We start from the raw sequence: 6,790 nt of genomic DNA, 5'->3' as shown, positions 1-6,790 counted from the left end.
GTCTGGCGGCGTTTACTGGAAAACTCACTGTCGGCAAAAGTCAGTTGCTGGCTCATCCGGTTACTCATTCTGGGTTCAGGTTACAACACGATGATCTCACATCTCGGACTTATTCGCACCTTCCTTAGCATGTATAACGCTCACGATCGCGACGGTCAGGAGTGTGCTCATCAGCAACGCCCCTAAAAAATAGCTGTGGGTGATATCAGTAGCACCCGAGCCTAAAGTATGCAATTTACTATAACCTCTATCTACTGCAACAAAAAGTGTATATAGCCCTATGTTAATAAAGAATTGCAGAAGACAAGAAAACAAGATATTTCTTGGAATTGTTTTTAATAGAGTGAGTAACGCATAAATAATGCTTGATGATAGCGCGAAGTAAAGTCCGTTAAATAAACCAGATAGTAATGCGCTATTTATTTGACTGAATATTAAATGATCGCTTCCATAGTACCATGACAGATATTCAACATAAGTACTTCTGCCAAAGACAAAGGAGGCAATAATAAGGACGAATAGGCTCATGACATGGCTTTTCTAACTCATAATTTTGCTCCCTTAGATAGCAGCTCCTTCATCGTTTTACTGGCTTCTAGCTGATCTTTGATTATGGCAAGGTCACGAGTATTGTGGTTATATTTTGCAATAGCGGTTGGCGTACCCCTTACCACCATTGTCCATAAAGAAGACTATATCCTTGCGACCATAAAGAAGGACTTGTGGGATGGGATCACGCCCATAACTCACCGCCTGTGGAAGGGAGTGGATAGACTCTGTCGTGAGGAAGCGAGGAATATTTTCATGCTCAATATTACCTAAAGGCGTGGTGGCAACAAGGGAGCCGATAAAATCGGTCGTATACACTAACGCATCTGTATCCTTGGTCGTTACTTTTGAACCTGTAATATATTTTATCTGTTGCCAAAGGGTAATATCTTAGGGGTAACCTTAACACCATCCATAAACATATCCTGCTTGCGTTTTAGCTGAATGACAGTACGGTGTACCTGTGTCAAAGAGGGGCTGATTTCCCCAATAGAAGGCATAAAACCATCGCGGGAATACAACCGTTCAATGATAAAATAAATTCCAGTTGGGCGGGCAACATCAATGTTAATGGATGACATATGAATCCTGTAATGAATGGGGATTAATGATCATCATGACAGTATGTTGTGAACACCCAGGCTATTCAACCACTCCCACTATAAATGATAGGGTGTCTTTTTTGGTTTTAATGTCAAAAACATAAGGAATGGGATTATTCTTAAAAATTCAGTTTGTACTACTTTAAACCAGGGAAATAAAAAAGCCCCGACTCGCGGGGCCTTCATTAACAGCAGTAAGAATTACTTCTTAGCAGCGCGTTCGAAAGAGGCGATGATTTCCGCTTTCGCTGCTTCTGCGTTGTCCCAGCCGTCAACTTTAACCCACTTGCCTTTTTCGAGGTCTTTGTAGTGCTCGAAGAAGTGAGTGATCTGCGCTTTCAGCAGCTCTGGCAGGTCGTTCACATCTTTGATGTGATCGTACTCTTTGCTCAGCTTGGTGTGCGGTACCGCAACCAGCTTCGCATCTTCACCGGATTCGTCGGTCATTTTCAGCACGCCAACTGGACGGCAGCGAATCACTGCGCCTGGCTGCAGTGGGTATGGCGTTGGGACCAGCACGTCAACCGGGTCACCGTCCAGAGACAGGGTGTGGTTGATGTAACCGTAGTTGCACGGATAGAACATCGCGGTAGACATGAAGCGGTCTACGAACAGGGCGCCGCTCTCTTTGTCCACTTCGTATTTGATCGGATCTGCGTTAGCCGGGATTTCGATAACTACGTAGATGTCTTCTGGCAGTTCTTTACCCGCTGGGACGTTGAGTAAGCTCATGTCGGTGTCCTTTAAAATGGATGGTAAACAAGTGGCAGGTATTATAGCCAACTCGCGCTGAATGTCTCCGCCTGTTTTCGCCTTCTCTCCACGTTCTTCCCACTTTTCAGACCGATTCCATGACAGAAAAATCCATAAACTCAGCCGCATTTTTCATGGAGAAATGAAAGCGATTACAAACTTGTGATTAACGTTTTATTCACTTTTCTGAAGTGTGATGTAACGCAATTCGTTACATATTTCATGGGCTATAGTCATTCCGCAGAACATCTTTTAACCAACAATAACTCACCCTACGAGGACGTTCATATGTGGAAGCGCTTACTCCTTGTCACAGCAGTTTCGGCAGCCATGTCGTCTATGGCGATGGCCGCTCCCTTAACCGTAGGTTTTTCGCAGGTCGGCTCTGAATCTGGCTGGCGAGCGGCAGAAACCAACGTGGCGAAAAGCGAAGCTCAGAAACGCGGCATTACCCTGAAAATCGCCGATGGTCAGCAAAAACAAGAGAATCAGATCAAAGCCGTGCGCTCCTTTATCGCCCAGGGCGTGGATGCCATCTTTATTGCACCCGTCGTGGCGACCGGCTGGGAACCCGTCCTGAAGGAAGCGAAAGACGCTGAAATCCCGGTCTTCCTGCTCGATCGTTCCATCGACGTCAAAGACAAATCTCTCTATATGACCACCGTGACGGCCAACAACGTGCTGGAAGGGCAGTTAATTGGCGACTGGCTGATAAAACAGGTCGACGGCAAGCCGTGTAACGTTGTTGAACTGCAGGGCACCGTCGGGGCGAGCGTGGCCATCGACCGTAAAAAAGGCTTTGCTGAAGCCATCGCGAAAGCGCCAAACATCAAGATTATCCGCTCTCAGTCCGGCGACTTTACCCGCAGTAAAGGTAAAGAGGTGATGGAGAGCTTCATTAAGGCTGAAAACAACGGCAAGAACATCTGCATGGTTTACGCCCACAACGATGACATGGCGATCGGCGCGATTCAGGCAATTAAAGAAGCGGGCCTGAAGCCGGGCAAAGATATCCTCACCGGCTCTATCGACGGCGTGCCTGATATCTACAAAGCGATGATCGACGGCGAAGCCAACGCCAGCGTGGAGCTGACGCCAAACATGGCCGGCCCGGCATTCGACGCGCTGGAGAAATTCAAGAAAGACGGCACGATGCCGGAGAAAGTGACTGTTACCAAATCCACGCTCTACCTGCCTGACACGGCGAAAGAAGAGTTAGAGAAGAAGAAAAATATGGGCTACTAAGCCTGTCTGAACATGCCGGGTGACGCTGCGCTTACCCGGCCTACGATACGCTCTTTTGTAGGCCGGATAAGCGTAGCGCCATCCGGCTTGATGCAGGGGGAAACCATGACCACTGAACAACACCAGGAAATCCTCCGCACAGAGGGCTTGAGTAAATTCTTCCCCGGCGTAAAGGCGCTGGATAACGTTGATTTCAGCCTGCGGCGCGGGGAGATCATGGCGCTGCTGGGGGAAAACGGCGCGGGAAAATCGACGCTGATTAAATCTCTGACCGGCGTTTATCACGCCGACCGCGGCACCATCTGGCTGGAAGGTAACGCCATTTCGCCAAAAAACACCGCCCATGCCCAGCAGTTGGGGATCGGGACGGTATACCAGGAAGTGAACCTGCTGCCGAATATGTCGGTGGCGGATAACCTGTTTATTGGCCGTGAGCCACGACGCTTTGGGCTGCTGCGCCGTAAAGAGATGGAGGCGCGGGCGACAAAGCTGATGGAATCCTACGGCTTCTCTCTCGACGTCCGCGAGCCGCTGAACCGCTTTTCCGTGGCGATGCAGCAGATCGTCGCCATTTGCCGCGCGATCGATCTCTCGGCAAAGGTGCTGATCCTCGACGAACCCACCGCCAGCCTCGATACCCAGGAGGTGGAAATGCTCTTTACCCTGATGCGCCAGCTGCGCGATCAGGGCGTCAGCCTGATCTTCGTTACCCACTTCCTCGATCAGGTGTACGAGGTGAGCGACCGCATTACGGTGCTGCGCAACGGCAGCTTTGTCGGCTGCCGTGAAACCCGCGAGCTGCCGCAGATCGAGCTGGTCAAAATGATGCTGGGCCGCGAGCTGGAGACCAACGCCCTTCAGCGCGCGGGCCGCACGCTGCTGAGCGAGAAGCCGGTCGCCGCGTTCAGCGATTACGGCAAAAAAGGGGTCATCTCGCCATTTAACCTTGAGGTGCGGCCGGGCGAAATTGTCGGGCTGGCGGGCCTGCTGGGCTCGGGCCGAACCGAGACCGCCGAGGTGATCTTCGGGATCAAGCCCGCCGACAGCGGCAGCGCGCTGATCAAGGGCAAACCGCAAACCCTGCGATCGCCGCATCAGGCCTCCTGCCTGGGCGTCGGCTTCTGCCCGGAGGACCGGAAAACGGACGGCATTATTGCCGCCGCCTCGGTGCGGGAAAATATCATTCTGGCGCTTCAGGCGCAGCGCGGCTGGCTGCGGCCGATCCCACGCAAAGAGCAGAACGCCATTGCTGAGCGCTTTATCCGCCAGCTCGGCATCCGCACCCCGAGCGCGGAACAGCCCATCGAGTTCCTCTCCGGTGGTAACCAGCAGAAAGTGCTGCTCTCCCGCTGGTTGCTGACCAAACCCCAGTTCCTGATCCTCGACGAACCGACCCGCGGCATTGACGTAGGGGCGCATGCCGAAATTATCCGGCTTATCGAAACCCTGTGCGCAGACGGTCTGGCCCTGCTGGTCATTTCGTCCGAGCTGGAAGAGCTGGTGGGCTATGCCGATCGCGTCATCATCATGCGCGATCGTAAACAGGTGGCAGAGATCCCGCTGGATAAGCTGTCCGTTCCGGCGATCATGAATGCCATCGCGGCATAAGGAGTGAATCGTGATGTCCCGTTCGCTTTCGCAAACCGGTGAGTCAAAGCGCCGCTTCAGCTGGCCGACCGGCACGCCGCAAATCGCGGCGCTGCTGGTGGTTTTACTGGTGGATAGCCTGGTCGCGCCGCATTTCTTCCAGATTATCGTGCAGGATGGCCGCCTGTTTGGCAGCCCGATAGACATTTTAAACCGCGCCGCGCCCGTGGCGCTGCTGGCCATCGGGATGACGCTGGTCATCGCCACCGGCGGGATTGATCTCTCCGTCGGCGCGGTGATGGCTATCGCCGGGGCTACGGCAGCCTCCATGACCGTGGCCGGGCATAGCCTGCCGGTGGTCCTGCTTGCAGCCTTAGGCACTGGCGTGCTGGCCGGATTATGGAACGGCATTCTGGTGGCGGTGCTGAAAATCCAGCCCTTTGTCGCCACGCTCATTTTAATGGTGGCCGGGCGCGGCGTCGCGCAGCTAATTACCTCCGGACAGATTGTCACCTTTAACTCGCCGAGCCTGGCGTGGCTCGGCAGCGGCAACCTTCTGTTCTTCCCGACGCCGGTGATGATTGCCCTGGTGACGCTCGTGGTGTTCTGGCTTTTCACCCGCAAAACGGCGCTGGGCATGTTCATTGAGGCCGTCGGGATCAACATTCGCGCCGCGCGCAACGCCGGGGTTAACACGCGGCTGATGGTGATGCTGACCTACGTGCTGAGCGGTATTTGCGCCGCCATCGCCGGCGTGATCGTCGCGGCGGATATTCGCGGAGCCGATGCCAACAACGCCGGGCTCTGGCTGGAGCTGGATGCGATCCTGGCGGTGGTGATCGGCGGCGGGTCGCTGATGGGCGGGCGCTTTAACCTGCTGCTCTCGGCGATCGGCGCGCTGATCATTCAGGGCATGAACACCGGGATCCTGCTTTCGGGATTCCAGCCGGAACTCAACCAGGTGGTGAAAGCGGTGGTCGTGCTCTGCGTGCTGATCGTCCAGTCGCCGCGCTTTGTCAGCATCATTAAGGGGATCCGTGGCCATGATAAAACGTAATTTACCGTTAATGATCACGCTGGGCGTGTTTGTGCTGGGCTATCTCTACTGCCTGACCCAGTTCCCGGGGTTTGCCTCGACGCGCGTGATCTGCAATATCCTGACCGATAACGCCTTTTTAGGCATCATCGCCGTCGGGATGACCTTTGTGATCCTCTCCGGCGGGATCGATCTCTCCGTCGGCTCGGTGATCGCGTTTACGGGCGTGTTCCTCGCGAAAGCGATTGGCTTCTGGGGCATCTCACCGCTGCTGGCGTTCCCGCTGGTGCTGGTGATGGGCTGCGCGTTTGGCGCCTTTATGGGGCTGCTGATCGACGCGTTAAAAATTCCGGCGTTTATCATTACCCTCGCGGGGATGTTCTTCCTGCGTGGGGTAAGTTATCTGGTGTCTGAAGAGTCGATCCCGATTAACCATCCGGTGTACGACACGCTCTCCAGCCTGGCGTGGAAAATTCCCGGCGGCGGTCGTCTGAGCGCGATGGGGCTGCTGATGCTGGGCGTGGTCGTCATTGGCATCTTCCTCGCCCACCGTACCCGGTTTGGCAATCAGGTTTACGCTATTGGCGGCAACGCCACGTCGGCCAACCTGATGGGGATCTCGACCCGCAGCACCACCATCCGCATCTATATGCTCTCGACCGGCCTGGCGACGCTGGCGGGGATCGTCTTCTCGGTGTATACCCAGGCGGGCTATGCCCTTGCAGGCGTTGGCGTGGAGCTGGATGCGATTGCTTCTGTGGTCATCGGCGGCACGCTGCTCAGCGGCGGCGTGGGGACGGTACTGGGGACGCTGTTCGGCGTGGCGATTCAGGGGCTGATCCAGACCTATATCAACTTTGACGGCACGCTCAGCTCCTGGTGGACGAAGATCGCCATCGGCATTCTGCTGTTTATTTTTATTGCCCTGCAGCGCGGCCTGACGGTGCTCTGGGAGAACCGTCAAAGCTCGCCTGTTACCCGCGTGAACACATCGGTAACAGAGCGATAACATGCTGAA

8 protein-coding genes are annotated in these 6,790 nt (G+C 54.5%); 5 read left to right on the top strand and 3 right to left on the bottom strand.

Annotated elements, in window-relative coordinates:
* Positions 1–186 (top strand): hypothetical protein (locus ACOTXT_RS17935; protein WP_421625374.1); only part of this gene is annotated, 186 nt, incomplete at its 5' end.
* A gap of 450 nt (positions 187–636) precedes the next feature.
* Here the strand turns inward: ACOTXT_RS17935 and ACOTXT_RS17930 are convergent.
* The 3 genes from ACOTXT_RS17930 to ppa all read right to left on the bottom strand — a co-directional run bounded on the left by ACOTXT_RS17930 (position 637) and on the right by ppa (position 1,883).
* Positions 637–867: a hypothetical protein gene (locus ACOTXT_RS17930; protein ID WP_236251084.1), complete on the bottom strand. Its 231-nt coding sequence runs from the start codon at positions 865–867 to the stop codon at positions 637–639.
* Between the two features lie 47 nt (positions 868–914).
* The gene (locus ACOTXT_RS17925) at positions 915–1,130 is read right to left on the bottom strand and encodes a hypothetical protein (protein WP_023326565.1); all 216 of its coding nucleotides are present in this window, start codon (positions 1,128–1,130) and stop codon (positions 915–917) included.
* A 222-nt stretch (positions 1,131–1,352) separates the two neighbouring features.
* The gene (ppa, locus tag ACOTXT_RS17920) at positions 1,353–1,883 is read right to left on the bottom strand and encodes an inorganic diphosphatase (RefSeq protein ID WP_008501423.1); all 531 of its coding nucleotides are present in this window, start codon (positions 1,881–1,883) and stop codon (positions 1,353–1,355) included.
* Between the two features lie 309 nt (positions 1,884–2,192).
* On the opposite strand from ppa, the gene ytfQ reads away from it, so the two are divergent.
* From ytfQ to yjfF, 4 genes are all read left to right on the top strand, one after another.
* Positions 2,193–3,149 (top strand): galactofuranose ABC transporter substrate-binding protein YtfQ, encoded by a 957-nt coding sequence (gene ytfQ, locus ACOTXT_RS17915; RefSeq protein WP_021240696.1) that lies wholly within the window; start codon positions 2,193–2,195, stop codon positions 3,147–3,149.
* A gap of 105 nt (positions 3,150–3,254) precedes the next feature.
* Positions 3,255–4,757: a galactofuranose ABC transporter, ATP-binding protein YtfR gene (ytfR, locus tag ACOTXT_RS17910; protein WP_008501421.1), complete on the top strand. Its 1,503-nt coding sequence runs from the start codon at positions 3,255–3,257 to the stop codon at positions 4,755–4,757.
* Positions 4,758–4,767: 10 nt separating this feature from the next.
* Positions 4,768–5,793 carry a galactofuranose ABC transporter, ATP-binding protein YtfT gene (gene ytfT, locus ACOTXT_RS17905; protein WP_021240695.1) on the top strand — a complete coding sequence of 342 codons (1,026 nt, stop codon included), beginning with the start codon at positions 4,768–4,770 and terminating at the stop codon, positions 5,791–5,793.
* On the top strand, positions 5,780–6,781 hold the full coding sequence (yjfF, locus tag ACOTXT_RS17900) for a galactofuranose ABC transporter, permease protein YjfF (protein ID WP_008501419.1): 1,002 nt from the start codon (positions 5,780–5,782) through the stop codon (positions 6,779–6,781). Before ytfT ends, yjfF begins: the two co-directional genes overlap by 14 nt.
* Positions 6,782–6,790: the final 9 nt, after the last annotated feature.

The organism is Enterobacter cloacae complex sp. IR5422 (genome assembly GCF_049238165.1).
In the GTDB taxonomy this organism is placed as follows: Bacteria; Pseudomonadota; Gammaproteobacteria; order Enterobacterales; family Enterobacteriaceae; genus Enterobacter; species Enterobacter roggenkampii.
Note: the sequence above shows the minus strand (reverse complement) of the source record. Positions and strands in the feature narration are given on the sequence as shown.